This window comes from Pseudarthrobacter sp. WHRI 8279 (assembly GCF_040224115.2).
Taxonomy (GTDB): Bacteria; Actinomycetota; Actinomycetes; order Actinomycetales; family Micrococcaceae; genus Arthrobacter.
Genome location: NZ_CP168162.1, coordinates 1,852,413 through 1,877,422 on the forward strand (window position 1 = coordinate 1,852,413; position 25,010 = coordinate 1,877,422).

General features: G+C 67.1%; 24 protein-coding genes and 1 riboswitch. Of the genes, 8 read left to right on the top strand and 16 right to left on the bottom strand.

The features are described 5' to 3' along the window. Positions 1-42: 42 nt before the first annotated feature. Positions 43-3,390 (bottom strand): ATP-dependent helicase, encoded by a 3,348-nt coding sequence (locus ABRP28_RS08370; protein WP_374152955.1) that lies wholly within the window; start codon positions 3,388-3,390, stop codon positions 43-45. Next, positions 3,387-3,803 (bottom strand): MGMT family protein, encoded by a 417-nt coding sequence (locus ABRP28_RS08375; protein WP_350001833.1) that lies wholly within the window; start codon positions 3,801-3,803, stop codon positions 3,387-3,389. The genes ABRP28_RS08370 and ABRP28_RS08375 overlap by 4 nt, the downstream gene beginning before the upstream one ends. Positions 3,804-3,866: 63 nt before the next feature. Here ABRP28_RS08375 and ABRP28_RS08380 point away from each other — a divergent pair, with 63 nt between their 5' ends. The 4 genes from ABRP28_RS08380 to ABRP28_RS08395 all read left to right on the top strand — a co-directional run bounded on the left by ABRP28_RS08380 (position 3,867) and on the right by ABRP28_RS08395 (position 7,353). After that, positions 3,867-4,577, top strand: a complete 711-nt coding sequence (locus ABRP28_RS08380) for a 3'-5' exonuclease (RefSeq protein ID WP_350001834.1) — start codon at positions 3,867-3,869, stop codon at positions 4,575-4,577. A gap of 325 nt (positions 4,578-4,902) precedes the next feature. After that, positions 4,903-5,838, top strand: a complete 936-nt coding sequence (locus ABRP28_RS08385; protein WP_231456310.1) for an ABC transporter substrate-binding protein — start codon at positions 4,903-4,905, stop codon at positions 5,836-5,838. A 16-nt stretch (positions 5,839-5,854) separates the two neighbouring features. Then, complete coding sequence (locus ABRP28_RS08390) at positions 5,855-6,619, top strand: amino acid ABC transporter permease (protein WP_102974951.1); 765 nt, start codon at positions 5,855-5,857, stop codon at positions 6,617-6,619. Further along, the gene (locus ABRP28_RS08395) at positions 6,616-7,353 is read left to right on the top strand and encodes an amino acid ABC transporter ATP-binding protein (RefSeq protein WP_350001836.1); all 738 of its coding nucleotides are present in this window, start codon (positions 6,616-6,618) and stop codon (positions 7,351-7,353) included. Before ABRP28_RS08390 ends, ABRP28_RS08395 begins: the two co-directional genes overlap by 4 nt. Before the next feature lie 174 nt (positions 7,354-7,527). On the opposite strand, the gene hemL is transcribed toward ABRP28_RS08395, so the two are convergent. The 9 genes from hemL to hemE form a co-directional block, all read right to left on the bottom strand. After that, positions 7,528-8,859 (bottom strand): glutamate-1-semialdehyde 2,1-aminomutase, encoded by a 1,332-nt coding sequence (hemL, locus tag ABRP28_RS08400; protein ID WP_350001838.1) that lies wholly within the window; start codon positions 8,857-8,859, stop codon positions 7,528-7,530. 17 nt (positions 8,860-8,876) lie between these two features. Further along, a complete protein-coding gene (locus ABRP28_RS08405) occupies positions 8,877-9,992 on the bottom strand; it encodes an LLM class flavin-dependent oxidoreductase (protein ID WP_350001839.1) in 1,116 nt (371 codons plus the stop codon). Continuing rightward, the gene (hemB, locus tag ABRP28_RS08410; protein ID WP_350001840.1) at positions 9,989-10,972 is read right to left on the bottom strand and encodes a porphobilinogen synthase; all 984 of its coding nucleotides are present in this window, start codon (positions 10,970-10,972) and stop codon (positions 9,989-9,991) included. Before hemB ends, ABRP28_RS08405 begins: the two co-directional genes overlap by 4 nt. A 62-nt stretch (positions 10,973-11,034) precedes the next feature. Next, entirely contained in the window at positions 11,035-11,919 is an 885-nt protein-coding gene (locus ABRP28_RS08415) for a uroporphyrinogen-III synthase (RefSeq protein WP_350001841.1), read from the bottom strand. Between the two features lie 70 nt (positions 11,920-11,989). Then, entirely contained in the window at positions 11,990-12,988 is a 999-nt protein-coding gene (gene hemC / locus ABRP28_RS08420; protein WP_350001842.1) for a hydroxymethylbilane synthase, read from the bottom strand. After that, entirely contained in the window at positions 12,985-14,262 is a 1,278-nt protein-coding gene (locus tag ABRP28_RS08425) for a ferrochelatase (protein WP_350001843.1), read from the bottom strand. The genes hemC and ABRP28_RS08425 overlap by 4 nt, the downstream gene beginning before the upstream one ends. Next, positions 14,259-14,960 (bottom strand): hydrogen peroxide-dependent heme synthase, encoded by a 702-nt coding sequence (gene hemQ / locus ABRP28_RS08430; RefSeq protein WP_188811698.1) that lies wholly within the window; start codon positions 14,958-14,960, stop codon positions 14,259-14,261. Before hemQ ends, ABRP28_RS08425 begins: the two co-directional genes overlap by 4 nt. A gap of 147 nt (positions 14,961-15,107) precedes the next feature. Next, a complete protein-coding gene (hemG, locus tag ABRP28_RS08435) occupies positions 15,108-16,568 on the bottom strand; it encodes a protoporphyrinogen oxidase (protein WP_350001845.1) in 1,461 nt (486 codons plus the stop codon). A gap of 4 nt (positions 16,569-16,572) precedes the next feature. Beyond that, positions 16,573-17,667 carry a uroporphyrinogen decarboxylase gene (hemE, locus tag ABRP28_RS08440; protein WP_231456286.1) on the bottom strand — a complete coding sequence of 365 codons (1,095 nt, stop codon included), beginning with the start codon at positions 17,665-17,667 and terminating at the stop codon, positions 16,573-16,575. 158 nt (positions 17,668-17,825) lie between these two features. Between hemE and ABRP28_RS08445 the strand changes: the two genes are divergently transcribed. Continuing rightward, entirely contained in the window at positions 17,826-19,142 is a 1,317-nt protein-coding gene (locus ABRP28_RS08445) for a glutamyl-tRNA reductase (protein ID WP_350001846.1), read from the top strand. Positions 19,143-19,337: 195 nt separating this feature from the next. On the opposite strand, the gene moeB is transcribed toward ABRP28_RS08445, so the two are convergent. Continuing rightward, a complete protein-coding gene (moeB, locus tag ABRP28_RS08450) occupies positions 19,338-20,537 on the bottom strand; it encodes a molybdopterin-synthase adenylyltransferase MoeB (RefSeq protein WP_350001848.1) in 1,200 nt (399 codons plus the stop codon). Positions 20,538-20,620: 83 nt separating this feature from the next. Here moeB and ABRP28_RS08455 point away from each other — a divergent pair, with 83 nt between their 5' ends. Genes ABRP28_RS08455 through ABRP28_RS08465 form a run of 3 tightly spaced genes read left to right on the top strand, consistent with a single transcriptional unit; the run spans position 20,621 to position 21,899 of the window. After that, positions 20,621-21,286, top strand: a complete 666-nt coding sequence (locus tag ABRP28_RS08455; RefSeq protein WP_231456289.1) for a TetR/AcrR family transcriptional regulator — start codon at positions 20,621-20,623, stop codon at positions 21,284-21,286. Between the two features lie 48 nt (positions 21,287-21,334). Continuing rightward, positions 21,335-21,559: a DUF3107 domain-containing protein gene (locus ABRP28_RS08460; RefSeq protein ID WP_104185044.1), complete on the top strand. Its 225-nt coding sequence runs from the start codon at positions 21,335-21,337 to the stop codon at positions 21,557-21,559. 37 nt (positions 21,560-21,596) lie between these two features. Next, on the top strand, positions 21,597-21,899 hold the full coding sequence (locus ABRP28_RS08465; protein WP_350001850.1) for a hypothetical protein: 303 nt from the start codon (positions 21,597-21,599) through the stop codon (positions 21,897-21,899). 175 nt (positions 21,900-22,074) lie between these two features. On the opposite strand, the gene ABRP28_RS08470 is transcribed toward ABRP28_RS08465, so the two are convergent. The 4 genes from ABRP28_RS08470 to ABRP28_RS08485 all read right to left on the bottom strand — a co-directional run bounded on the left by ABRP28_RS08470 (position 22,075) and on the right by ABRP28_RS08485 (position 24,870). Then, the gene (locus ABRP28_RS08470) at positions 22,075-22,413 is read right to left on the bottom strand and encodes a 4a-hydroxytetrahydrobiopterin dehydratase (protein WP_231456400.1); all 339 of its coding nucleotides are present in this window, start codon (positions 22,411-22,413) and stop codon (positions 22,075-22,077) included. 41 nt (positions 22,414-22,454) lie between these two features. Next, entirely contained in the window at positions 22,455-23,267 is an 813-nt protein-coding gene (locus ABRP28_RS08475) for a thiazole synthase (RefSeq protein ID WP_350001851.1), read from the bottom strand. A gap of 5 nt (positions 23,268-23,272) precedes the next feature. Next, positions 23,273-23,509, bottom strand: a complete 237-nt coding sequence (gene thiS, locus ABRP28_RS08480) for a sulfur carrier protein ThiS (RefSeq protein WP_231456398.1) — start codon at positions 23,507-23,509, stop codon at positions 23,273-23,275. Positions 23,510-23,517: 8 nt separating this feature from the next. Beyond that, positions 23,518-24,870 (bottom strand): FAD-dependent oxidoreductase, encoded by a 1,353-nt coding sequence (locus ABRP28_RS08485; RefSeq protein WP_350001853.1) that lies wholly within the window; start codon positions 24,868-24,870, stop codon positions 23,518-23,520. Next, positions 24,866-24,983, bottom strand: a riboswitch (TPP riboswitch). It overlaps the preceding gene by 5 nt. Positions 24,984-25,010: the final 27 nt, after the last annotated feature.

The window sequence follows — 25,010 nt, forward strand, 5'->3', positions numbered from 1 at the left end:
GCGCGGCAGAAAAGGAAGCCTCCTGCTCTTGCACATCCTGCATCATTCAGTCACTTGCCTTCCACGCACACACAGCGGACAGACCTCGGGGAGCCGGCAGCCATGGCCGCCGTGGCTGCCTTTGGACGGATCATGCCGAGCTTCAAAGGCGCTGCCTCCCATCACCGACGCCGCATCCTTCACCATGTCAAGGGCCCAGTTGTCCTGGGGATCGATCGGGTCCTGCTGCTGGATGGCCGGACTTTTCGCTCCGGTTCCCAGCTGGGCCAGCACAGCCCCGCCGGGCACTGGAGCCTGGCTGCCCGGACCGTCGTCGAACCCGCCGGCGAGCATAGCGGCCTGGTAGGCACCCAACTGCGGATGCCGCGCCAGTTCTGCCTTGCCTGGCTGGCGTTTCCCCGTCTTCAGATCCACGATCACCAGCCTGCCCTCGGCATCTATCTCCAGACGGTCCACCTGGCCGCGCAGGACGGCGTCCCGGTCAGGGGCGTCGTCAACAGGGACCCCGCCTAGCGCCACCTCGAAATCCTGTTCCACTCCAACGAGGCTCCTGCCGTCGCTGCGCATCAGGAGGACATACTGGGCCAGCTTTCGCACCATGGACTCGGCACGCTGGAAATCAAGCCTGCCCTCCCAGTTGTCCTTCATGCCCAGCGCAGGCCAGCGCCGGACGAGTTCAGCGACGTACTCGGCGCCGGACGCGTCCGGCAGTTCCTGGGCAATCGCGTGAACCAGGGTGCCCAGGCTGCGGGCGAAGTCGGTGGCAGCTTCGCCCCCAGCGGCCTGGACGAACCAGTCAAGCGGTGATTTCTGGACTGTCTCCACTTTTGACGGCGAAACGAAGACCGTACCGCCCGGTGGAACCACTGCCGCTTCGGAGCTCAGCGGCGGAAGACCCCACCAGTTCTGTGGATGCGCGCCCGGAACCGGCGGCTCCGCCTTGGCCAGGCGTGCAAGCACCCTGGCCGCTTCCTCAGCCTGCGGAGCGTCCCTTCCGTCCAGCTGGGCATGCTGTCGCAGCTCGGCAACAAGCGCCCGCAGCGTCATGGGGCGCTCCACAGATGTGAAGCCCCGGGTTTCCTGTCCGGGCGCCAACGGTGCCACGTAATCAAGGAAGGAGGAGGGCTGTTCGTCTTCCGAAGATACCGCGGTGCAGACCAGAAGGTCGCAGGCGCGGGACACCGCAGTTGAAAAGCTGCGGAGCTCGTCATACCGGATATCGCGAAGCCGGCTCAAGGGATCCCGCTGCAGGGCATAGCCGGCGCCGTGCTCCACCGCATCGCTGTACAGGGTGCTGCCCAGGAGCTCGCCGCGGAGCCGGGTGTTGGGCCAGACGCCCTCCTGGAGGCCGGCAACAATCACCACCGGCCATTCACGCCCGGCTGCACTGGCAGGAGTCATAAGTTCGACGGCGTCGTCCACCTGGGCGCGGGCGGCAAGGGTGTCCATGGGCAGCTCCTGGTTCAGGAGATATTCTAGGAACTGTTCAGGGCCCGCCCCGGGCATCTGGTCCACATAGCGCTCCGCGGTGTGGAAGAGCGCCATCATGGCGTCCAGGTCGCGGTCCGCGCGGGCCCCGTGGGGTCCGCCGGAGAGAGCCGTCGCGGTCCAGCTGCCGGCGAGCCCTGTGGAGTTCCAAAGGGCCCAGAGGACTGACTCGGCGTTGGCGCCGGGTTCAGCAGCTGCCCGGCTGCCTGCCTGGATCATGCGTGCCGCCCTCCGTGCGGCACTGCCCTCGATGCCGAGGGTTGACAGCGCACCGGGCTCCAGCAGAGCCTCAACCAGCAGCGCATCACTGGTCCGCCCTCGGCCGCCCAGGATTTCTTCCCTTCTCAGGGATTGCCGCAGCCGGCGGAGCTCGATGGACGTTGCTCCACCGATACGCGAGGTCAGGAGCGACACTGCTGCCTCGGGGGTGAGCAGTGCCGGGTCCAGCGCGATGGCGAAAGCATCAAGCAGCGGACGGACGGCTACCTCGTCCCGGACAGCGGACTCAGCCACCGGGACCCTTACTGCGATCCCCTGGCCGGACAGGTACCGCTGGAACTCGCTGACCTGCGCGCCGTTGCGCACAATGACCGCGACGTCGGCCAAATCCCGGCCATGGTTGATGTGCTGGTCCAGGATCCGCTGGGCCACGTAGCGCAGTTCGTGCACGGCGGACGGAACGAGGTGTGCTTCCACTGCCCCTTCCGCCCCGCCGCCGTCGTGCTCGAGACGCCTGGCCAGCTGGCCGCCGGCCCTCTGGGAGATCCGTCCGGCAACGCTCAGCCAGGCTTCGGCAACCGCGCGTTTCTGCCGGTGGGCGTGCCGCAGCGGCCGCTCCACAACGGGGGCGCCGGGCGACAGCAGGTGCGGCAGCTCAGCCACCAGGTCTGGCCTTGCCCCCCGGAAGCCCTGGACGACGGTGTCCGGGCAGAAGGCTACGAAGGAGTCCTTACCGCCGGCGATATCGGCCAGCAGCTCAAAGACTGCGGGGTTGGCCTCCTGGATGTCGTCTACCAGGATGACCTGCAGCCGCTCGCGTTCCGCAGCCAGGAAAGCAGGAAAGTCCTGGAAAATCTGCCGGGCAGCCGTGATGATCCCGGCGGGGTCGAAAGCCTCGGGCATCCGCAGGTCCAGGACGTCCCGGTACTCCGAGTAGAGCGCGGCAGCGGCAATCCAGTCCGGCCTGCCGCAGTCATGTCCGAGCCGCACAAGGTCCTCCGGGGTGCGCCCCGATTCGATGATCCGGTCAAACAACTGCCGGACTTCCTGCCGGAAACCGCGCGTTTCCAGCGCTCCCTCCATATCCGCCGGCCAGGGCAGTTCCAGCCCCGGGAGCCGGTGTCCTTCAAGGAGCTCCTTGATAATAAGGTCCTGCTCCGGGCCCGAGAGGAGCCTAGGCGGCCTTGACAGGGAAAGAAGCCCTTCGGCTTTGGCCCGCCTGATGACATCGAAGGCGTAGGAGGCCCAGGTACGCGCCGGCGGTGTGCTCAGGCTCCTGTCCAACCGTGCGGTAAAGCGGTCACGAAGGGTATCTGCGGCAAGGCGGCTGGGTGCCAGAATCAGCATCCGCTCAGGATCCACGCCGTCCCGCAATGCCCTGCGGACGGCGGCCTCGACGAGGGTGGTGGTCTTGCCTGTTCCCGGAGCGCCGGGCATCAGGACCGGGCCGGCTCCTTGGGGGACATCAACGGCGGCCTGTTGGTCGGCAGTCAGCCGGGGCTCTACCGCATGGATGTGGCGCGGCGGCAGCAGCCTGAGGCCGGCTGCCTCAGGGTTTCCATGACTGCGGTCAGGGCTGCCGTCTCCAGGGCCGGCAGTTGAGTCCGCATCAGGTGCCGGACCTGCCGGCGAATCATCCCGGTACTCGTCGCGTGGGCCGGTGAAAGGCGTTGTTACTGTCACTCAGACATTCCATCATCAGCCACTGACAATCCATGCAGCCGGCGCTCCAGCCCGCCGGCAACGGCATCAATGACGTCCAGCTCACCGTCGGTCGGCGTCCACCGGGCAGCCGGAAGATCCACCCGCCAGCGTCCTTCCGCGGTCCGTTCGTATTCCACATATGCGCCCACCAGGGGTGTCCCCTCGGCAAGGTAGTGGCGGAGGGCTTCGGCCTCATGCCCTGCAGGTGCATGGCCGCTCGCCTTGAGGATCCGCCACCAGGGCACGCTGCTTCCGTAGTGGCTCATCACGCTGCCTACCTGCCTGGGGCCCCCCGAGCCCAGCAGCTCGGCGACGTCTCCGTACGCCACGGCCGAAGCGGCGGGCACCAGCTCCACCACGGCCAGCACCGCGTCCACGTACTCAATCCGCATTGATCCAATCTAGCGGCAGTGGCGCTCCACGGAATTGTCAGTGGTGCCCTTTAGCGTTGACATATGAGCACCTGGAACACCCTCCCCCGCGCAGCGTTCGACCTCGAAACCACGGGCCGCAACTCGCGGGCTGCACGTATCGTCACGGCTTCGGTAACGGTGGTGGACCATCATGGCGACGTCATCACGGAACATGAGTGGCTGGCCGATCCCGGGGTGGAGATTCCCACGGAGGCCAGCGACGTGCACGGGGTCACCACGGAAAAGGCGCGGCGGGAGGGCAGGCCGGCACACGAAGTCACGCAGGAGCTTGCCTCAGTCCTGCAGGAACTTTTCGATACAAACGTCCCTGTCATCGCCTTCAACGCGAGCTACGACTTCACCGTCCTGGCCGCGGAATCCGCACGCTATGGCGTGCCCCAGCTGAGCCGCTTCCCGGTCCTGGATCCCTACATCATGAACAAGCAGGTGGACCGCTACCGGAAAGGCAAACGCACCCTGACCGCGCTGTGTGAAGAGTACGGTGTGGCGCTGGACAATGCCCACACCTCCGCGGCCGATGCCCTGGCCACGCTGAGGGTCCTGGACGCCATGGCCGGGAAATTTCCCAAGCTGATGATGCCCGCGAGCCAGCTTCACCAGTTGCAGGTGGACTGGGCCATCAGCCAGGCAGCAGACTTCCAGGGGTACCTCCGGAAAACCAAGCCGGCTGCGGTCATCGAGGGTGACTGGCCCGTACTTCCCCCGCAGGACGCGAGCCTCGGCGGCTTCTGAAACCTGCCGCGGCAAGGGTGCGAGGCAAGTCACAGTAACAGGGCTTCACATACCGGGCCGTACTTCCACTGCCACCATTCGGCAGCTCCCGGCCTAGCCCGTTCGATCGAAGTGGATGATGCCGCCACAAGGGAAGAACCTTCGATTCTGGCGGGCTTTGCCCTTCCATAGTTCGGTTCATGAGGGAAAAGTGCCAGGTGAGAGAATAAAGTTTTGCGGTCACCCCTGCCTAGCCGTGCGTGAACAGCGCCGGGCAGGTGCCAGGCGCCACCAGCGCAGCCTTGCGGCCCGGTTGACTAATGACTCAGATGAAAGCGACAACCTGATGAAAATCAAAGCGATGAAGTGGCTCACCACGGCGCCCGTGGCACTTGCCCTGGCTGTCTCCCTCGCCGCCTGCGGCTCAGGGTCCGCCGAGCCCTCAGGGACACCCACGGATGCCCTCGCCGGCAGCGACCAGCAAACGCTGGACAAGTACACCACCGCCGACGTCACTCCGGTCGACCAGATTGACACGGCCACGCTGGGCCTCAACACAGAGGGCAAGCTTGAGGTGGGCACGCTCTCCGACGCCCCCCCGAATATCTTCATCGACCCCTCCGGCAAGTTCACGGGCTACGACAACGAACTGCTGCGCGCCATCGCCGGCAAACTCGGCCTTGAGGTCGAGTTCGTTGCCACCGATTTCTCGGCACTCCTCTCCCAGGTCCAGACGAAGCAGTTCGACGTCGGGTCCTCCTCCATCTCCACCACGGATGCCCGCCGCCAGAACGTAGGCTTCACCAACGGCTACGACTTTGGATTCATGGCCGTGGTTGCCAAGACCGACAGCGACGTCAAGGGGTTCGCCGACCTCACCGGCGACCTCCGCATCGGCGTGGTCCAGGGCACCGTCCAGGACGATTACGTCACCAACACCCTCAAGCTTGAGCCGATCCGCTTCCCGGACTACGCCACCGTGTACGCCAACGTGCGCAACGGCCAAGTGGACGCCTGGGTTGCGCCGTCCCAGCAGGCCACCGGCCAGGTCAAGGAAGGCGACGGCACCGTCATCGCCGAATCCGTCGTCAACACGCAGAACTTCACTGCCTACGCCGTGGCCAAGGACAACCAGCCGCTGATCGATGCGCTGAACTCCGGCCTGGACGCTGTAATCGCCGATGGAACCTGGTCCAAGCTGACCAAGGAGTGGTACCCGGACCGCGAAATGCCGGCCGACTGGAAGCCGGGCAGCAAGGCCGCCACGGTTCCGCAGAGCTGATTGAGCCGGGACGTATATGGATCTCCTGGACCAACTGGCTGACACTTTCTTCAACTGGGAGGAAATGGCCAAGGTCATTCCTGCCCTGCTCATGGTGGGCCTGCCCAACACGCTGATACTGGCGGTAGCGTCAGGGATCCTGGGCTCCGTGCTGGGGCTGGCCCTGGCCATGATGGGAATCTCCCGGAACGCGGGAGCCCGGTGGGTGGCTCGGATTTACACCGACATCTTCCGGGGCCTCCCCGCCATCCTGGTAATCCTCGTGATCGGTATCGGGCTCAGCCCCATCGCACGGGAAATCACTGGATCCCGGAACCCTTACCCGCTGGGCATCCTGGCCCTGACCCTGATCGCGGCTGCCTACATCGGTGAAATTTTCCGGTCGGGGATCCAGAGCGTGGAGAAGGGGCAGCTTGAGGCATCCCGGGCGCTGGGTTTCAGCTATGGCAGTTCGATGCGCCTGGTGGTGGTGCCGCAGGGCATCCGGCGGGTCTTGCCCGCACTGGTGAACCAGTTCATCTCGCTGCTGAAGGACTCGTCGCTCGTGTTTATGCTTGGACTCGCCGCTTCCGACCGGGAAATCTTCCGGATCGGAAATGACGCCATGGCCAATACCGGAAACCTCTCTCCGCTCGTCGCCGCTGGCGTGCTCTACCTGATCCTGACCGTCCCGCTGACGCATTTCGTGAACTTCATCGACAACCGCCTGCGCACCGGCAAGCCCGAAAAGAAGGAACCGGATGAGCTGGCCGCGCCTATCGGCAAGGGGGCACAGGCATGACGGAATTCGCTTCCGGCACCCTGACCGGCAAGAACCTGCACCTTTCCTTCGGCCACAACCATGTTCTCCGCGGCATTGACCTGCATGTGGAGAAGGGCACCACGGCCTCCGTGATCGGCCCGTCGGGATCCGGCAAGTCCACGCTCCTGCGGGTCATGAACCGGCTGATTGAACCCGACCAGGGCGATATCCTCCTGGACGGCCGCTCGGTGCTGAAGGATAATCCCGACGAGCTCCGGCAGCGGATTGGCATGGTGTTCCAGCAGTTCAACCTGTTCCCGCACAAAACGGTGGTGGACAATGTGTCCCTGGCGCTGCGGAAGCTGCGGAAGCTGTCCAAGGAGCAGGCACGTGCCGAAGCCCTGGAACAGCTGGACCTGGTGGGGCTGAAGCACAAGGCTGACTCCCGCCCGGCCAACCTGTCCGGCGGACAGCAGCAGCGCGTGGCCATTGCCCGGGCACTGGCCATGAAGCCCGAGGTCATGTTTTTCGATGAGGCAACGTCCGCCCTTGACCCGGAGCTCGTCAAAGGCGTCCTGGCGCTGATGACGGACCTGGCGAAGGGCGGGATGACCATGGTGGTGGTGACCCATGAGATGGGATTCTCCCGCAACGTGTCGGACACCGTGACCTTCATGGATGCCGGCGTCGTGGTGGAATCCGGGCCGCCCGAGCAGATCTTCACCGAGCCTCGGACGGACCGGCTGAGGGGCTTCCTCTCGGACGTCCTCTAGCTCCAAAAGCTCAAGCACCAAAAGCACAGAAAGAAATCCCCGGCTGCAGCCCGCAGCCGGGGATTTCTGGTTTTACGCCGAGATGGCATTTTGCGGCAGTTTCACGCGCCGGAATTGCCGTCAAGTGCCATCTCGCGGGAGCAAAAGGGACGACGGCGGGACTCGCCTGGGTCCCTACCCCTGCGCCGCGGCGGCGGCCTTTGCCGCGGCCGGCAGTGCGTCGAAGATCCGGTTCATGGCGGCGTCATCGTGCGCGGCGGAGAGGAACCAGGCCTCGAAGACCGAGGGCGGCAGGTACACCCCTGACTCCAGCATCGAGTGGAAGAACGGCGCGTAGCGGAAGCTTTCCTGGGCCTGGGCGTCGGCGTAGTTGTGGACGCCGTGGGCCGAGGTGCCAAAGGCCACGGAGAAGAGGTTGCCGGCGAACTGGATGGAGTGGTCCACGCCTGCGGCGTCCAGGGCGGTGGACAGTGCCGACGAAAGTTCCAGCGACCGGACATCGATGAAGGAGTAGACGTCGCGGGTGGCATGGGTCAGGGTGGCCACGCCGGCCGCCATCGCCACCGGGTTTCCGGAGAGCGTTCCGGCCTGGTACACGGGCCCCGTGGGCGCGAGGTAGTCCATGACGTCGGCACGTCCGCCGAGGGCCGCCGTCGGCATTCCTCCGCCGATGACCTTGCCGAAGGTGAGCAGGTCCGGAGTCCACGGCTCGGCGGCGTCCGGCGCTCCGCCGGTAAGCCCCCAGTAGCCGGAGTAGCCTGTGCGGAAACCGGTGAGCACTTCGTCGACGATGAGCAGGGCACCGTATTCACGGGTGATACGGGACAGGCCGAGGTTGAAGCCCTCCCCCGGGGTCACCACGCCCATGTTGGCCGGGGCTGCTTCGGTAATCACGGCCGCGATGTTCTGCCCGTGGGTGGCGAAGGCTTCCTTGACGGCGGTGAGGTCGTTGTACGGCAGCACCAGCGTCTCGGCGGCGGTGGCTTCCGTGACCCCGGCGGACCCGGGCAGGGCAAGGGTGGCGACGCCGGAACCTGCGGCCGCGAGGAGACCGTCCAAATGGCCGTGGTAGCAGCCGGCGAACTTGATGATGAGGTTGCGCCCCGTGAAGCCGCGGGCCAGGCGGACGGCGGTCATGGTGGCCTCGGTGCCGGTGGATACCATCCGGAGGCGTTCGACGGCGGGAACGCGTTCCTTGACGATCTCGGCAAGGTTCGCCTCATCCGGGGTGGAGGCACCGAAGGACAGGCCGCGGTCCACGGCCGCGTGCACGGCGTCCAGCACAGCGGGGTGTGCGTGGCCCAGCAGCGCCGGACCCCAGGAGCACACCAGGTCCACGTATTCCTTGCCGTCGGCGTCCGTCAGGTACGGCCCCTTGGCGGAGACCATGAAGCGCGGCGTACCGCCCACGGACCCGAAGGCGCGGACCGGGGAGTTGACCCCGCCCGGCATGAGCTGGCGGGCGCGGTCGAAAAGTTCCTCGTTGCGAGGATAGCTGGAAGTCATGGTTCCTATTCTCTCAGTTAGCGGGCCGGTGAATCGGCCAGCAGTTCAGCAACGCGGGGCGCCACTGCCGTCCCCATCAGCTCAATGGAGCGCATCATGGCGGAGTGCGGCAGCGGGCCGTTACTGTATTTGAAGTCGAAGCGGTCTACGCCCAGGTTCTGCTTCAGCAGGACGATCTTCCGGGCCACGGTCTCGGGTGAGCCGACGTACAAGGCACCCTCGGGCGCGCACAGGGCGTCGAACTCGCCCCTTCCCGCAGGTCCCCAGCCCCGCTCGGCGCCAAGCTTGTTCCGCAGCTTCAGCCAGTGCGGGAAAAGCTCCTCACGGGCCTGCTCGTCGGTGTCCGCCACATGTCCGGGTGAATGGGTGGCCACCTGCTGCATGGGGTGGCCGTACTTCGCCATCGCTTCCCTGTACAGGTCCACGAGGGGGCGGAAGGCGCGGGGCTGCCCGCCGATGATGGCGAAGATGATGGGATAGCCGTACTGCGCGCACCTCAGCACGGATTCGGGCGTGCCGCCCACCCCGATCCAGGTAGGCAGCAGGTGGCGCTCCAGCGGCGGGTACACGCTCAACCCGGCAACTGCCGGCCTGGTACGGCCCTCCCAGTGCACGGGCTTCTGTGTCCGGACTTTGTCGAAGAGCTCGAGTTTTTCCTCGAACAGGACCTCGTAGTCGGCCAGGTCGAGCCCGAACAGCGGAAACGATTCGATGAAGGAACCACGGCCCAGCATGACTTCAGCGCGGCCGTTGGAAATGGCGTCCACGGTGGAGAACCGCTGGAACACCCGGATGGGATCATCGGAACTCAGGACGGTGACAGCGGAGCCCAACCTGATGCGGGTGGTGCGGGCGGCAGCGGCGGCGAGGAAGACTTCCGGTGCGGACACCGCGTAATCCCTGCGGTGGTGCTCCCCCACGCCAAAGGCATGAAGTCCGACGGCGTCCGCCAGTTGGGCCTCTTCCAGCAGCTGGCGCAGCACCCGGGCATGCGGCTGCTGGCTTCCGTCCCGATTCTCGCCGACATCGCCAAACGTGTTGAGGCCCAGAAGTATCCGGTCCGGTGCAACAGGGGCGGTGGGACTCTCGGGAACGGACACGGACACGGACCTGGGAGCCGGGGAGGCGGTCATCGGGACTCCTTCAGCCAGCCGGCCAGCTCGGCGGCCCAGTAGGTCAGGACCATGTGGGCGCCGGCGCGCCGGATGCCCAGCACGGACTCGGTGATCGCGGCCCGCCTGTCGATCCAGCCGTTGGCGGCAGCAGCCTCGATCATCGCGTACTCGCCGGAGATCTGGTACGCCGCCACCGGGACCGGGCTCATGGCGGCAACATCGGCCACGATGTCCAGGTAGCTCATGGCAGGTTTGACCATCACGATGTCAGCGCCCTCGGCGAGGTCCAGTTCAACCTCGCGAAGGGCCTCGGTACGATTGCCGGCGTCCATCTGGTAGGTCCGCCGGTCGCCCTTCAACTGGGAATCGACTGCTTCGCGGAAGGGACCGTAAAAAGCGGAGGCGTACTTGGCGGAATACGCGATCACGGATGTCGCCGTGTGGCCCGCCCCGTCCAGGGCGCCACGGATGGCGGCAATTTGGCCGTCCATCATGCCGGAGGGGCCCAGCATATGGGCGCCGGCGTCTGCCTGGGCCACGGCCATCCGGGCGTAGATTTCCACGGTACGGTCGTTGTCCACATACCCGTCGTTGTCGAGCACGCCGCAGTGGCCGTGGTCCGTGAACTCATCGAGGCATACGTCGCTCATGACCACCAGGTCGTCTCCAACCTCTGCCCGCACGTCCCTGATTGCTTTGTTCAGGACTCCGTCCGGGTCAAGGGACGCCGTTCCCTCGGCGTCGCGGGTCTCCGGGATGCCGAACAGCATGATGCCGCCCAGCCCGAGCTCCACCGCTTCCGCCGCGGCACGCTTCAAAGTCTCCGTGGTGTGCTGGACAACGCCGGGCATTGAGGTGATGGGGTTGGGCTCCGCCAGGCCTTCCCGGATGAAGGCCGGAAGGATAAGTTCCGCGGGCGCCAGGCGGGTTTCCGCCGTCAGCCGCCGCATGGCGGGGGTGGTGCGCAGGCGGCGGGGGCGGTGGCTGGGAAAAGTCATGGTCCTGTCCTTAACGTTGGTATGGGTGGTATATGGATGCCCGCTGGCGGGCGTCCCCCGCGTCAGGGTGGTTCTCCGCCGGCATCCTCGGTTATGCGGAGTGCTGCAACGACGGCGGCAACCAGCCCGTTGGGTGAAGGCTCTGCTGCAATGGCAGCGACTGGTAAGCCAAGCGCGTCGGCCTGGTCCGCCGTCGAACGCCCGATGGCCACGAAGCGGCACCCGCGCAACGGGGAAAGTTCGTGGATGCGCCGGGCGGCGCTGGGGGAAGCGGCGATGACGGCGTCGAGGCGTCCGGCCGCCAGCTCAGCTGCGGCGTTTTCCGGTGTGAGCAGGGCGTACGACGGCGGCTGCCGGTCCGCTCCCCGGCTTACCCCCGGGATGGCCAGCCTGCGTTCGGCTGCTGCGGGGTAATCAACGGTGCGGTAGGCGGTCACTGCGGTCACCTTGCTTCCGGCGGCTGACAGGCCCCCCGCCAGGCGGGGCGATGCTATGTCGGCCTGAGGCAGCAGGACCTTGCCGTCCCCTCCCGGCCACACAGCGAGCAGGCCTGCTGCGGACTGGTCCTCCTCCGGCATGAGTGCGACCTCAAGCCCCTGGTCTTCCAGGAGCCTGCGCGTCGCCGCCCCCACCGCGGCTATCCGGGTAGCAGGCGGGATCCACTGGGCCGGTGACAGGCCCCGTTCAGCGGACTTGGCCGTGAGCACATGGACTGTGGTGGCACTGCTGACCACCAGCCAGTCGAAGGCCCCCGCACCCAGCGCATCGCAGGCAACATCGAGGGAGTGCTGGTCCGGCGCACGCTCGAAGTCGATCAAGGGCAGCAGGAGTGCACTGGCACCGGCCGCCTGCAGCGCGTCCACGAGCGCCAGCGACCGCTCCGGACTGCGCGTGATCAGTACCCGCGCCCCGGACAGTGGCCGCTCCGGCAAACCCTTGTCCTGCATGCTTACCCGCGTCCCGGCCGGACCGGCCGGACCTGACAGACGCACTGGACAGGCAACCGCATGGCCGGAATCAGGAAGCCTGCAGGTCCGCGATGTCCGCGGCGCCGGCGGCGAGCAGGACTTCGGCCAGTTCGATGCCGAGCAGCGTGGCGCCCACCTCGGTGAGGCCGTCGGTTGCCCGCTTGTCCCGGACAGAGGCCGTGCCGTCCACCGCGCACACCACGGCTTCCAGGTGCAGCAGGCTGCCCTTGCGGAAGGCATAGGCGCCCACCGGTGCCGCGCAGCCGGCCTCGAGCCGGGCCAGCAGGGCCCGCTCGGCGGTGACCGCGAGCCGGGTATCGGGATCGTCAAGTGCGCTGAGGGCCTGGGCCAGGACGTCCTTGGACCCTTCGGCAAAGCCGGGCCGGGCCGGAGCGTCGGCCGTGCGGCACTCGATGGCCAACGACCCCTGGCCGGCGGCGGGAAGCATAACGTCCGTTTCGAGGAACTCGCTGACGGTGTCCAGCCTGCTGATGCGTTCCAGGCCTGCGGCGGCCAGGACCACGGCATCAAGGTCGCAGGACTTGCCGGGAATCACATCGGTTGTGGCGTTGCCCGGCAGCCCGGGGACCCGGCCCAGGCGGGTGTCCACGTTGCCGCGGATGTCGATGATCTCCAGGTCCGGCCGGGCGGCACGGAGCTGGGCGGCGCGCCGCGGAGAGCCGGTGCCCACCCGTGCGCCCGCGGGGAGGTCGGCCAGTTTCAGCCCGTCCCGGGCGCACAGGACATCGCGGACATCCACCCGCCGCGGAGTTGCCGCCAGGCTCAGCCCTACGGCCGCGCCCGTGGGCAGGTCCTTGAGTGAATGGATGGCGACGTCGCACTCGTTGCGCAGCAGCGCATCCCGCAGGGCGGCGACAAAAACGCCGGTGCCGCCCATCTGGGAGAGCGAACCCGTCAGCACATCGCCGTCGGTCCGAATGTGGACCAGCTCCACCGGAAACCCTCCGACGGCGGCCAGCTGGTCCGCGGTCTGCTGCGTCTGCGTGAGCGCCAGCTTGCTGGCGCGGGTGCCGATCCGGACCGTCACTGCTGCGGCGCTCCCCCGGAAGCGGCTGGCTGGCTGGCGCCGGCCTCGCCGGGGTAGGAGTCGTGCCCGGTACCCACGGTGGTGTCCGCACCGGCAATGGTGGGCTTTTCGCCGCGGAAGTTCTGGCAGCAGCCCGGCCGGCAGACGTCATACCAGGGGCCGAGGTCCGTCAGCGCCGGACGGTCACTGATGTTGTTGGCAGCCGTCCGCTCTGAAATCAGGTCCACCATGCCGTTGACAAACTTGCGGTGTGTCCCGGGTGTGGGGACGCGCGTGGCGGTAAGCCCCAGGTTGGCGCAGGTTTCCAGGGCTTCGGTATCCAGGTCCCAGACAACTTCCATGTGGTCGCTGACGAATCCGAGCGGGACGATGACAATTCCCTTGACACCCTGGCCGGCCAGTTCCTCGATGGCGTCGTTGATGTCCGGCTCCAGCCAGGGCACGTGCGGAGCGCCGGACCGGGACTGGTACACCAGGGACCAGGGCGCCGTCAGGCCCGATTCCTCTTCCACGCGCCGGATGACGGCGGCAGCCGTGGCCAGGTGCTGGGCAACGTAGGCGGAGCCTTCCGCAAATTCGCGGGGCTCGCCCTCTGAGCGGCCGGCTGCCTCCGCGTCCCGGGTGGGGATGGAGTGGGTGGCGAACAGGATCTGGACCGGCGCGTCCGGGGTTCCTGCGGCTGCGAGCTTTTCCCGGACTTCCGCCAGGCCGGCGGCGGTGCCCTCTACGAACGGCTCCACGAAACCGGGGTGGTCGAAGTACTGGCGCACCTTGTCCACTTCGAGCCGGCCGTCCAGGCCGGTTTCGGTCAGTGCCATGCCGATGTCCTCGCGGTACTGGCGGCAGCTGGAGTAACAGGAGTAGGCACTCGTGGTGATCATCAGGAGGCGGCGGTGGCCGGCGTCGTATGCGTCCTGCAGGGTCTGCGGAATGTACGGCGCCCAGTTGCGGTTGCCCCAGAGGACCGGCAGCTCGATGCCGCGGGCAGCAAGTTCGGCCTCCAGGGCAGCCTTGAGCTCGCGGTTCTGCTGGTTGATGGGGCTGATGCCGCCGTTGGCGCGGTAGTGGTGCGAGACCTCTTCCAGCCGTTCATCCGGGATGCCGCGGCCGCGGGTCACGTTGCGGAGGAACGGGATGACGTCCTCCTGGCCTTCCGGCCCGCCGAAGGAGGCGAGGAGGACGGCGTCGTAATTCTTGGGTGCCATCCGCCCGGCCTCGGTGACAGGGTTGACGACGACGGCGCCGCCGGCGGTTGTGGGGTCAAGCTGGCTCATGCGAGCACCTCCGCTACTTCTGCCGGGGAAATCCGGCGTCCGGTGTAGAACGGGACTTCCTCCCGGACGTGGTTGCGTGCTTCGGTGGCGCGCAGGTGGCGCATCAGGTCCACCAGGTCCACCAGTTCGGGGGCCTCAAGGCCCAGGATCCATTCCCAGTCACCGAGGGCGAACGAGGAGACGGTGTTGGAGATGACCTGCGGGAACTCCCGGCCCAGGAGGCCGTGTTCGCGAAGCATCGCGCCCCGCTCTTCCTCGGGCAGGATGTACCACTCGTAGGAGCGGACGAACGGGTAGACGCACAGCCATTCCGCAGGCGCTACCCCACGGGAGTATGCGGGCGTGTGGTTCTTGGCGAACTCGGCCTCCCGGTGCACGCCCATGGCGGACCAGACAATTTCCGTGCCGGCAAAGAGGGTACTGCGGCGGATGTCGCGGATGGCCTGCTGCAGCGCCTCCGGCTTGGGGCCGTGGAGCCACACCATGACGTCCGCATCGGCCCGCATGGCGGAGACGTCGTAGCTGCCGCGGTGCGTCACGCCGGCCTGGGCCAGCCGTTCCAGGAGGGCCTCGAAGTCAGCGGCTGCGTCGGCGCTGCGGATCAGGGTTTCGGAGCGCTTGAATACCGTCCAGAGGGTGAAAAACTGCTCGGCTGATTCTTCGGTTTTAGTGACAGATTCGGCAGAAGTGTGGCTCATGGTTACAAGTTTGCCCCCTCCTACCCGTCAAGTCGAAACCAACAACTTCTACAAGCCGTAGAAGTGCGCAACGTCACATCGGGGAAGGACGATGCCGTGGCTAAGGGGGCAGCGAAGCCTCGGCCGCCGAAAGATGTGCCAGGGGATTCAGCGGACCACGTTCTGGATCTGTTCGATCGTGTCGGAGACCACAGCGGCCAGCCCGTTGCCCGCCACCCAGCCGCCAACGACGGCCAGGTTCCCCGCCGCGGCACAGGCCTTTCGGATGTCCGCCACGCGGGCGCGGTGTCCCACAGCGGCGAAGGGCAGCGATCCCCGCCACCGGACCACATCCCAGTCCACCACGTCCCCGGCTTCGATGGCCACGCCCAGCAGGGCCTGCGCATCACGCAGGGACGCGGCCAGCAGTTCGTCGTCGGTGCCAGGACCGCCCGGCTCTTCGCCGGCCCCGTCCACCCGGCCGTAGGAGAGCCGGACAACGTGACGGCCGGGGCCGGCTGCTTCGGCCAGCCAATCCCATTTGCCGGTGGCGTGGGTCAGGGCTTTCGCTTCAATGCCGGGGGTCTGGGGCGCCACCAGCACGCCCGTGCCGCGGGGCCGGCGGTCCAGTTCGGGCTTGTCGAGAACGAGTGTGACGAGCTTGACGTCGGGTCCTGAGGGAGGCTGTCGCCCTGCCAGGGCGGGCACCGCGGCTTCCAAAAGTCCGACGGCGGCCGGACCGTCAACTCCTACCACCAGCAGGCTGGCGTCGAACGTTGCTCCCGGCGAACTGACCCGCCACCCTTCAGCCGTCCGGGCCACCGCCGAGGCGGACGTCGCTGACAGGAGCGTCACCCCGCGGGTGCGAAGGTTGCCCACCAAAGCGGTGACCAGCGTGTGCATCCCGCGTTCAAGGCCGGCAACGGCAGAGCCTGCCTTGGCCGGAGCGGCGGGCTCCGGCCTGCGGCCGTTGTGCGCGGGTGACCCGGCGCCGGCACGGCGCTGGGCGGAAACTGCGGCGGCCAGGGAGCCGTGCCGCCTGATACCGGCGCGGAGCCCCGGAGCCACCATGTCGACGTCGAGCAGTCCTGGATCCGCGGAGTGGACACCGCCCACCACCGGGGCCACCAGACGTTCCAGGACCCTGTTTCCCATGCGTGCTTTTACCAGGGCGGAGACGCTGATGACATCGTCCGCCGTCCCCACTGAGGCCGGGAGGAACCTGTCCAGGGCGGCCCGGAGGGTTCCCAGGACGCCCAACGACCTCCTGACTTCCGGGTCCCACGGGTTGGCCGGAATACCCAGGACGCCCGTCTTGGGCAGTTCGCGCGGGCCGTCCGGAAGCTGGACCCAGGCTCCCCCCGGGCGCGGAGGGACGATGCTGCCGGCGAGGCCAAGCTCGCCGGCCAGGCGCGCGACGGCGTCGGAGCGGGTGGTGAAAGATTCCGCGCCGCTGTCCAGAGTCAGGCCAGCAACGGTGTGGCTGCCCACGCAGCCGCCCCATTCCGGTCCGGCTTCCAGGACTGTGACCTGATAGCCGGCGGAAGCCAGCTCGCGGGCGGAGAGCAGTCCGGAAATACCGCCGCCCAGCACCAGCGCGGTCCGGGGCTGAGCCGGCATGCTGCCCATGGGGTTACTCCGGGGAGATGGAGTGGATGAGTTCGACCACCCGGGTGAGGACGGCGGGATCCGTCTCCGGCGGAACGCCGTGCCCCAGGTTGACCACGTGCCCGGGGGCTGCCGCGCCGGCGGCTATGACCTCGCGGACGTGCGCTTCGAGGATGTCCCAGGGGGCCGGCAGGAGGGCGGGGTCGATGTTTCCCTGCAGGGGTACCGTGCCGCCCAGCCGGCGGTTTGCCTCATCGAGCGGGAGCCGGTAGTCCACGCCCACCACGTCCACGCCGACGTCGCGCATGGCCACCAGGAGTTCTGACGTGCCCGTGCCGAAGTGGATCAGCGGAGCGCCGAGGTGCCGCACATGGTCCAGGGCGCGTGCCGAGGCCGGCGCCACATACCTGGTGTAGTCCGCCAGGCCCAGGGACCCGGCCCAGGAGTCGAACAGCTGGGCTGCGGAAGCGCCGGCCTCGAGCTGTGCCTGCAAGAACATGCCGGAGGCGTCGGCGGCCCAGTTGGCCAGGGCGTTCCAGGTTTCCGGGTCGGCGTGCATCATGGTGCGCGGACCCAGGTGGTCACGGGACGGCCTGCCCTCCACCATGTAGGCCGCAAGCGTGAACGGTGCGCCGGCGAAACCGATCAGCGGGGTGCTGCCGAGCTCGGCCACGGTGAGGCGGACCGCTTCACGGATCGGCTCCAGCGATTCCCATGTGAGCTGGGGCAGCGCCGCCACGTCTGCGGCCGTACGGACGGGAGTGTCAAGGACCGGTCCCACGCCAGGCACGATGTCCACGCCGACTCCGGCAAGCTTCAGGGGAATGACGATGTCCGAGAAGAAGATGCCCGCGTCAACGTCGTGGCGGCGGACGGGTTGGAGCGTAATCTCGGAAGCCAGCTCCGGGCGCAGGCAGGAGTCCAGCATGGCAACACCTTCGCGGACCTTGAGGTACTCAGGCAGCGAACGTCCGGCCTGCCGCATGAACCAGACGGGGCGCCGGGACGGTTTGCCTCCACGGTATGCCGTGATCAGCGGGGAATCTGCGGTGCGGCCGTCCAGCAGCGGGTGGTCTGCGGCGAGGGCGCCGGCAGGGGACATGGCGGGGCTGGAAGTCATGCCTTTGATTGTGCCGAAAATCGGCTGCAAAAGATAACGACAAAGTGTCATCCGAAGGTGCTTTGGCCGCGCCGTGTCAGGAATCACAGCCTCCGCCTGCACCAGGCCACGCCCGGAGTTGTTCTACCGAGTAACGAAAAAGCTATGATTGTCCTGCTGTGGTTCTTTTTTCATTGGTGGCTACACACGCCGACATCGATCTTGAGACCGTTGCTCAGTTGAGCAACGGTTCCTCGGGTATCGCCACATCCGCCCTCTCCGGATCGCCGGCAGTGACGGGTGCCATTGTCCTTGCCACCTGCAACCGCTACGAGATCTACGGCGAGGCACCCCATCCGGATGATGTGGAGGCAGCCCGCGCCGCCCTGGTGGCCCAGATCAGCCACGTCAGTGGACTAAGCGAACCCCTAGTCTCACGCTCCTTCAGTACCCGCACCGGTCCGGAAGTCAGCCAGCACCTCTTTGCCGTCAGCGCAGGCCTGGACTCCGCCGTCGTCGGAGAGCGTGAAATCGCCGGGCAGGTCCGGCGGGCACTGATCACCGCCCAGCATGAAGGCACGGCAAGCGCCGGCCTGGTACGGCTGTTCCAGGCGGCCTCAAAAACTGCCAAGGATGTCGGCGCGCAGACAGCCCTCGGCTCCCGGGGCCTGTCCATTGTTTCCGTCGCCCTGGACCTGGCAACGGACCTGTCCGAGAATCCGGACTGGTCCAGCAAGAAAGTGGTGGTGTTCGGAACGGGAGCCTACGCGGGGGCCACCATGGCGCTCCTGCGCGAACGCGGCTGCACGGACATCTCGGTCTTTTCCTCGTCCGGCCGCGCTGAAGGTTTTGTGGCCACCCGTGGCGGCACCGCGCTTGACGCCGACTCCCTCCGCCCGGCCGTGGCTGCGGCTGATGTCATGATCGGCTGCAGCGGTTCCGATACCAGGGTGGAGGCCGATGAACTGGCTGATGTCCGCGCGAACTCCCCGCAGCCGCTGATTGCCATCGACCTTGCGCTTACCCATGACTTCGACCCCGGAGTTGGCGAACTTGATGGCGTTGAGCTCCTCACCCTGGAGTCGGTGCGCCTCGCCGCCCCGCAGGAGCAGGCCGAATCGCTGGCCCAGGCCAGCGGCATTGTGAGCGGGGCCGCGAAGGCCTTCGAGCACGAGCGCGAGGTCAGGTCCGTGGATTCCGCTATCGTTGCCCTGCGCCGGCACACCATGAGCGTCCTGGACGCGGAAATGGAAAAGGTCCGGGCCCGGCACGGCTGCACCGCCGCTGCCGAGGAAGTGGAGTTTGCGCTTCGCCGCATGGTCAAGCAGCTCCTCCATGTGCCTACGGTGCGTGCCCGCGAGCTCGCCGCGAATGGCCAGCAGGACGACTACGTGGCAGCCCTGGAGGCCCTCTACGGCATCACCGTGGAGCAGCCGGCGGCTGCGGCCCCCCAGGCCGAATGCCCGGTGGACCACCGCGGCCTCGAAACCGCCTGATCCGCCCTCCCCGCAACGCTCTCTCACTCGACGCGCCTTTCCCGCCAGCGCTGGCTCACCTCCTGCAGGAAAGTGAGCAGTTCAAACTGATAGAGCGTTCCGGTTCAACCCACATCAAGTGATAGAGCGTTCCGGTTCAACCCACATCAAGTGATAGAGCGTTTCGGTTTAACCGACATCAAGGGAGAGAGCGTCCTAGTAGACGGGCTTGTTGGGTTCCACCTCACGCACCCAGGCAAGAATGCCGCCGTCGAGATGGCTGACCCGCTGGTAGCCCGCTTTCCTGGCCGCGGCCAGGACGTTGGCGGACCGTGTACCGGCTTTGCAGAGGAACACCACGTCCCGGTCCTGGGGAATCTCCGGCCAGGCCTCCCCCGCCAGTATCCGGCCTTGCGGGATGAGCACGGCGCCGTCGATGCGGACAATGTCGTACTCACCCGGTTCCCGCACGTCCACCAGGTCGAAGTCCTTGAGGCCTGCCTTCCGTGAGGCGAGCATGGTGGCGAGCTGCGTGGCTGTGACGGTATGTTCCGTGTCCGACGGGGCCGCCGGGGTAATGCCACAAAACGCCTCGTAGTCCACCAGTTCCGTGATCGGCTCCGCCGCCGGGTCCTTGGACACCCGGATCTCCCGCCAGCTTCCGCCGAGGGCGTCGTACAGCGCCACCCGGCCCAGCAGGGAACGTCCGACGCCGGTGATCAGCTTGACCGCTTCGGTCACCATCAGCGACCCCACGGCCGCGCACAGCATGCCGAACACGCCGCCCTCGCCGCAGGACGGCACAGAGCCGGCGGGGGGTGCCTCAGGGTAGAGGTCCCGGTACGTGGGCCCGTGCTTTTCCCAGAACACGCTGACCTGGCCGTCAAAACGGAAGATGGAACCCCAGACGTACGGCTTGCCCAGGATGGCTGCAGCGTCATTAACCAGGTAGCGGGTAGCGAAGTTGTCCGCACCGTCCAGGATGAGGTCGTAGCCCGCGAACAGTTCCAGTGCGTTGGAGGCATCCAGCCGGACATTGTGCAGCCGCACGTCCACCAGGGGGTTCAGGGCGGCGATGGCGTCGCGGGCCGACTCGATCTTGGGCCGGCCAACGTCCTTCACCCCGTGGATGACCTGGCGCTGCAGGTTGCTAAGGTCAACGTCGTCGTCGTCAATGATTCCCAGCGTCCCCACCCCGGCGGCGGCGAGGTACAGCAGCGCAGGCGATCCCAACCCGCCGGCCCCGATAACCAGCACTCTTGCGTTCTTGAGCCGCCGCTGCCCGATGGCGCCGATCTCGGGAATGATCAGATGCCGCGAATAGCGCTCCACCTCTGCGGCGGTGAGGTCGGCTGCCGGTTCCACCAGCGGATCCAAGGACACAGTTGAAACATTTGCATTGAACGTCGAGGCCATACTTCAATGTATGCCCCGGGATACCGCCCGGTCATATTACCCCGCAGTAAAGTGGAGGTAACTGCAACGAAAGAAGGACAACCGTGGTCCATGAAGCTCGGGCTAACCGCCCGCCGGCCGTCGAACCGCAAACGCCCTCGCGTCCTGCAGGCCAACGGTCAGCCAGGCTTCCACGGGACGAACGCCGCGCCCAGCTGCTCATGGCAGCCCAGGAAGTCTTCGTGGCCAACGGTTACCACGGTGCAGCCATGGACGAGATCGCCGAGACGGCGCACGTCAGCAAACCGGTGCTCTACCAGCACTTTCCCTCAAAACGGGAACTGTACCTCGCCCTGCTCGAAAGCCACCTCGCGTCCCTGACCGACCTCATGCTGGGGGCGCTGAACTCCACCACGGACAATGACGAGCGCGTCCAGGCCGTCATGCGGGCGTATTTCCAGTTCATAGCCAACGACGACCAGGCCCACCGGCTGGTGTTCGAGTCGGACCTGATCAATGACCCTGACGTCAGCGCACGGCTGGAAACCTTCAACAGGACGTTTGCCGACGCCATCGCCCGCGTCATCGCCGAGGACACCAAGCTCCCCCATCTTGAGGCGCAACTCCTGGGCCGGGGACTCGCTGGAATGGCGCAGGTCAGTGCCCGTTACTGGCTTGAAACGGACGGCAACCTGGACCTCGATGTCGCCAGCGACCTCATCTACCGTTTAGCTTGGCGCGGAATCTCTCGCTTCCCCAAAGAGTCCTAGACTACAAATAAGACATAAGCAACGAACGTGAATGGCTGGGAGGCCCCTGTGGAAATTAAGATCGGCGTTCAGAATATCGGCCGCGAAATCGTACTGGAATCAAACGAGGATGCGGATTCGGTAGCCAAGATTGTGGAGGATGCCATCACCAAGGGCAGTGAGCTCCGCCTGAAGGATGACAAGGGACGCCTGATCATTGTTCCCGGAAACGCCCTGGGCTACGTGGAAATCGGGGCCGAAGAAGCGCGGCGCGTAGGGTTCGGCCAGTTCTAGGACCTGCCGAAGAACCGCCCGCAGTCCAAGGAGGACCATGCTTTCGCTGACCATCGTTGTACTGGCAGCCGCAGCCGCAGGCTTTATTGTCTGGGCTAACGACAAGCGGCATGCCAAGTATGGGGCCGGTGTGCCCGCCGGGGCTTCCGTGGCCGTGGCGGCCCTGGCGTGGATCATCCTGATGGCCGCCGGATTCGGATACCTGCCGGGACTCACCTGGATCCCCTGGGTGCTGCCGATCGTGCTCGGAGCCGCGGCCGCAACAGCGGCCGCCATCTACCTTGGCCGCTCCCGTGCCCGGCAGGATACGGAACGTCTGACGGCGATCCTGCGGGCCTGAGGCCCAGCCAGGAACGTGGACGGGCGCGGAACCTGGCGCAGCGCCAACCAGCCACATGTGGCCGCCAACCCTCGGGATGGCGGCCACGGCCGTTTAAAGGAAACAGTCTCTGGTGGACGCGGCCGCCTGGTGCCCCCTCTGCCACACGGTGCGGCACTTGGCGCTGTGCAGGCGCCTAGTGCCCCTGCACGTACTTCGCCGGCTCGGCCACGGCCCCCGCCGCTGCCGCTGCTTCACTTGCTCCCGCGGCTGCCGCGAGGTCCCGCGCCGTCACCTGTCCCCCGGCGTCGTGGGACGTGTAGCGGATGAAGACGCGGTTGTAGCGCCAGTCGAGGTCCGGATGGTGGTTCTGCTCCTCGGCTAGGCGTCCGACGTCGGCAATCACCTTAAGTGCGGCAGCCGCCGTCGGCATCTTGAAGACGGTGACCAACCCGCCGTTGCCGGCCCGCCAGTCAGGCAGCCCAGCCAGGGCTTCATCGATGCGTTCCGGGGGAAGTGCGTCTTTGCCGGCCACTGCTGCTCCTGGGATCAGGGCGCGGCCGGCAGAATGCGGGCCTACAGGAACTCGGCCCGGCCCTCCATTGCCGACGACGCCAGCGCGTGTTCACGGCGGGGTATGCGGCCCGCCGCTTTCGCCAGCCTACCGGCGATGACAGCGTGCTTGAAGGCCTCCCCCATCAGGGCAGGGTTCTGCGCCCGCGTCACCGCAGTGGCCAGGAGCACGGCGTCACAGCCCAGTTCCATCGCGAGGGCGGCGTCGGAGGCAGTACCGATGCCCGCGTCCAGCACCACAGGGACCGAGGCCCGGGACACAATGAGTTCAATGTTGTGCGGATTGAGGATGCCCAGGCCGGTCCCGATCGGCGAGCCAAGCGGCATCACAGCGGTGGCTCCGAGGTTTTCGAGCCGCAGGGCCAGGACGGGATCGTCATTGGTGTACGCGAAGACCTTGAATCCCCTGTTGACCAGCTGCTCCGTGGCGTCCACAAGCTCAACGGCGTCCGGCAGGAGGGTGTGTTCGTCTGCGATGACCTCGAGCTTCACCCAGTCGGTTTCGAGGGCTTCCCGGGCCAATTCGGCAGTGAGGACAGCGTCACGCGCCGTAAAACACCCTGCCGTGTTGGGCAGGACCCGAATGCCGTGGTCCACCAGCAGCTGGAAGAGCGAGCCTGCCTCGTCCGGCGAATAGCGGCGCATGGCCACGGTGGTGAGTGAAGTGCCGGAAGCCAGGAGCGCGGCGCCCAGCCCGTCGAGGCTGGGTGCGCCGCCGGTGCCCATGATGAGCCGGGATGCCAAGATGACGCCGTCAATGACCAGCGGGTCATTGAGGCCGGAGAGCTGGCTGCTGTTGATGGTGGTTTCGGTCATGGTGGTCAGCCTCCCTGTACTGCCGTGACAAGTTCGACGTCGTCGCCCTCGGCGAGCGCCGTGGCGGACCACAGGCTGCGGGGCACAACCTGGGCATTGCGGGCCACGGCCACGCCCAGCTTCCGGCCGTCCGTGGCCCGGCCGTCAGCAGCCAGTGGACGGCCCGTGACCTCGCTGACGAGCGCCGCGATGGACGAATCGCCGGCCACGGTGCGGCCGGTTCCGTTCAGGGTGATGTTCATGCTGTCTCCTAAATGTTGAGTGGGTGGGCCGCGTCAGCCAGGTGGGAGGGAGCCGCCCAGAACCGGCCCGGGTTGAACGGGGCCCAGCGGGGGTCTTCCCTGCCGTCCAGGAGTTCGCGGCAGATTGCGGCCGCGGCCGGGGTGAGCAGGATGCCATGGCGGAAGAACCCGGTGGCAACAATGAGCCCCGGCACGTCGCCGGCCCCCGGAGCGGTGGGCCCTCCGGGAGCGGGATGGCGGCCTGCGGAGGGCTCGCCGGGCAGGGGCACCCGTCCAAGCAGCGGGGCGTTATCCGGTGTGCCGGGACGGGCACGTGCCGTGCATTCGAGCAGCTCAAGCTCCGCGACGGCGGGCACAAGCACCTGGGCGTCGCGGAGAAGCTGGTACACGCCCCCGGCAGACACTGCCCCCGCGCTGGAGCCTGCGTCCCTTCCCAGCGCATCCTCACGCTGGGTTGCCCCGACCACCACGGTTCCGTCCTGCCTGGGGACGATATACACGGGGGTCCCGCGGACCAGCCCCCGGACAGTTGAGGTCACCAGTGGCCGCAGGTGGGCAGGTACTGCGAGCCGCAGGATGTCCCCGTGCACCGGCCGCAGTGGAAGGTGCAGGCCTGCCGGCAGTCCCGCGAGTTCCGCGGCGTGCAGTCCGTTGGCCACCACCGTCTCCCCGGCCAGGACGGTCCCACCGCCCTCCAGGACTGCTCCGGCAACGGCGCCGTCCCTCCAGAGCAGGCCGGCTGCCTTGTCCGGCACCGCGTATCCGTCGACGGCGCCCGGCACATGACTTCGGTTGCCTGCCGTCCCGCCGGAAGGCCGGGCCAACGCGCGGCGGAGGCAGGCCACCAGCAGCCTGGGATCCACCTGGTGGTCCGCCGGGGTATCCAGCGCACAGGCAATGCCCGGGCTGAGCAGGGGCTCGCGGCGCCGGGCCTCGCGGATGGTGAGCGGTTCAACCGTGAGCCCGTGGGACAGCTGGACGGCACGCAGGTCCAGCAGGGCGCGTCTGTCCGCGGCGTCGGCACCAACGGCGAGGGTCGGCGTCGTCAGATATCCCGGATCCGAACCCGCGGCCGAGGCGAGGTCCGCGGCGAAACCCGGCCAGCGGGCGGAGGCATCGAGCATGAGTTCCAGGAGGTCCTCCTCCTGGTAGTGCAGCTCGCTCACCGGGGCAAGCATCCCCGCGGCCGCCCAACTGGCTCCCGAACCCGGGGCGTCATCGATCACCACCACCGAACGGCCCGACCGCCTCGCCTCCCAGGCGATGCCGTGGCCGATGGCTCCCCCGCCGATCACGGCAACATCCGCCGTGATCGCGGAGCCGGGAACAGGGCGGCTGCTCACACCTTGTGCGTGAGGCATCGATTGTCTCCTTCCCTACGCCGGTATTAACCGGATCAGGTCAAGCGGTCGGCTCTGACGCCCTCTCAGCCCGGCGCTTTGTGACAGCTGCCGCGGCTCCCGCAGTACGAGCCCAGTGTAGAGGAACTAGGCTGGCTCCC

What these genes read in the sequence shown, in the direction of transcription:
- ABRP28_RS08375 (WP_350001833.1), bottom strand. Translation starts at nt 3,803, where the DNA reads ATGCGGATTGAGTACGTGGACGCGGTGCTGGCCGTGGTGGAGCTGGTG.
- ABRP28_RS08380 (WP_350001834.1), top strand. Translation starts at nt 3,867, where the DNA reads ATGAGCACCTGGAACACCCTCCCCCGCGCAGCGTTCGACCTCGAAACC.
- ABRP28_RS08385 (WP_231456310.1), top strand. Translation starts at nt 4,903, where the DNA reads ATGAAAATCAAAGCGATGAAGTGGCTCACCACGGCGCCCGTGGCACTT.
- ABRP28_RS08390 (WP_102974951.1), top strand. Translation starts at nt 5,855, where the DNA reads ATGGATCTCCTGGACCAACTGGCTGACACTTTCTTCAACTGGGAGGAA.
- ABRP28_RS08395 (WP_350001836.1), top strand. Translation starts at nt 6,616, where the DNA reads ATGACGGAATTCGCTTCCGGCACCCTGACCGGCAAGAACCTGCACCTT.
- hemL (WP_350001838.1), bottom strand. Translation starts at nt 8,859, where the DNA reads ATGACTTCCAGCTATCCTCGCAACGAGGAACTTTTCGACCGCGCCCGC.
- ABRP28_RS08405 (WP_350001839.1), bottom strand. Translation starts at nt 9,992, where the DNA reads ATGACCGCCTCCCCGGCTCCCAGGTCCGTGTCCGTGTCCGTTCCCGAG.
- hemB (WP_350001840.1), bottom strand. Translation starts at nt 10,972, where the DNA reads ATGACTTTTCCCAGCCACCGCCCCCGCCGCCTGCGCACCACCCCCGCC.
- ABRP28_RS08415 (WP_350001841.1), bottom strand. Translation starts at nt 11,919, where the DNA reads ATGCAGGACAAGGGTTTGCCGGAGCGGCCACTGTCCGGGGCGCGGGTA.
- ABRP28_RS08425 (WP_350001843.1), bottom strand. Translation starts at nt 14,262, where the DNA reads ATGAGCCAGCTTGACCCCACAACCGCCGGCGGCGCCGTCGTCGTCAAC.
- hemQ (WP_188811698.1), bottom strand. Translation starts at nt 14,960, where the DNA reads ATGAGCCACACTTCTGCCGAATCTGTCACTAAAACCGAAGAATCAGCC.
- hemG (WP_350001845.1), bottom strand. Translation starts at nt 16,568, where the DNA reads ATGGGCAGCATGCCGGCTCAGCCCCGGACCGCGCTGGTGCTGGGCGGC.
- hemE (WP_231456286.1), bottom strand. Translation starts at nt 17,667, where the DNA reads ATGACTTCCAGCCCCGCCATGTCCCCTGCCGGCGCCCTCGCCGCAGAC.
- moeB (WP_350001848.1), bottom strand. Translation starts at nt 20,537, where the DNA reads ATGGCCTCGACGTTCAATGCAAATGTTTCAACTGTGTCCTTGGATCCG.
- ABRP28_RS08465 (WP_350001850.1), top strand. Translation starts at nt 21,597, where the DNA reads ATGCTTTCGCTGACCATCGTTGTACTGGCAGCCGCAGCCGCAGGCTTT.
- ABRP28_RS08475 (WP_350001851.1), bottom strand. Translation starts at nt 23,267, where the DNA reads ATGACCGAAACCACCATCAACAGCAGCCAGCTCTCCGGCCTCAATGAC.
- thiS (WP_231456398.1), bottom strand. Translation starts at nt 23,509, where the DNA reads ATGAACATCACCCTGAACGGAACCGGCCGCACCGTGGCCGGCGATTCG.
- ABRP28_RS08485 (WP_350001853.1), bottom strand. Translation starts at nt 24,870, where the DNA reads ATGCCTCACGCACAAGGTGTGAGCAGCCGCCCTGTTCCCGGCTCCGCG.